General features: G+C 40.0%; 1 protein-coding gene. It reads left to right on the top strand.

Features of this window, described 5'->3' with window-relative positions; translation table 11 throughout:
* Window positions 1-977 (top strand): V-type ATPase 116kDa subunit family protein (locus DYY66_RS04250; RefSeq protein WP_304515733.1); only part of this gene is annotated, 977 nt, incomplete at both ends.

Here is a 977-nt window from a genome sequence, read left to right as displayed (position 1 = left end):
TTTGAACTTGAAACAGACGAACATCCTCCTACACAATTTGATAATCCAAAACGATTTAAGCTCTTTGAAGCCTTTATCCGATTCTACTCCTTGCCACAAGGAAAAGAATTTGATCCTACAATGATCTTCGGTTTGCTCTTTCCAATATTCTATGGAATGATGGTGGGGGATGCAGGGTATGGACTAGTTATACTTCTAGTCTGTAGATGGGTCATTCGAAGAGTAGAGGGAGGAAAGAGAGACATTAACATCATGCCTGGCATGTTGCGAAATTTTGCATTGAATATACTGAAAAGACAACAAATGGTAAAACTAGCAAAAGCAATGACACCAGGTGCTATCATTGCAATAGCACTAGGATTCACGTTTAACTTGTACTTTGGATTCCATCTTAACGGATACCTGTTTGGTTTTCTTAACAGCTCTCTAGGTTTACATCTTCCAGCAGATGGAATGATATTCAGTCCAATTACTGGTCTGAGAAAATTATTGCTAATCAGTGGGTACATTGGTCTTGGAATGGTAACATTTGGACTAGTCTTGGGTATTTTGAACAGTATGCGTGAAGGTCTCAAAAAACATGCAATTGGTAAAATGGGCTGGTTGCTCTTTGGTTGGGGTGTAGTACTCTTTGGCCTTGCATTAATGCACCACCAACATGTCAACCCAGTACACAGCATGACAGGAGCAGCCTACATAGGTTTGATGATAGGTGGAGTTGCACTAATGTTTGTAGGGGAAGGTCCACGGGCAATCATGGAATTGCCATCTATTGTAAGCCACATTTTGTCATATACTAGAATCATTGGTATCTTGTTGGCATCAGTAATCTTGGCCGATGTAATTGATTTCATATTTATCAAGACGTTGCACCACACAATTCCATACATTATTCTTGGAACGGTTATACTCTTCATAGGCCACATATTCAATATCATAATCGGTGTCTTTGAGCCAGGTATCCAGGGAGCCAGATT

This window comes from Candidatus Nitrosotalea sp. FS (genome assembly GCF_011319475.1).
Taxonomy (GTDB): Archaea; Thermoproteota; Nitrososphaeria; order Nitrososphaerales; family Nitrosopumilaceae; genus Nitrosotalea.
The sequence above is the reverse complement of the archived record's forward strand: the minus strand, read 5'-3'. Positions and strand labels throughout refer to the sequence as shown.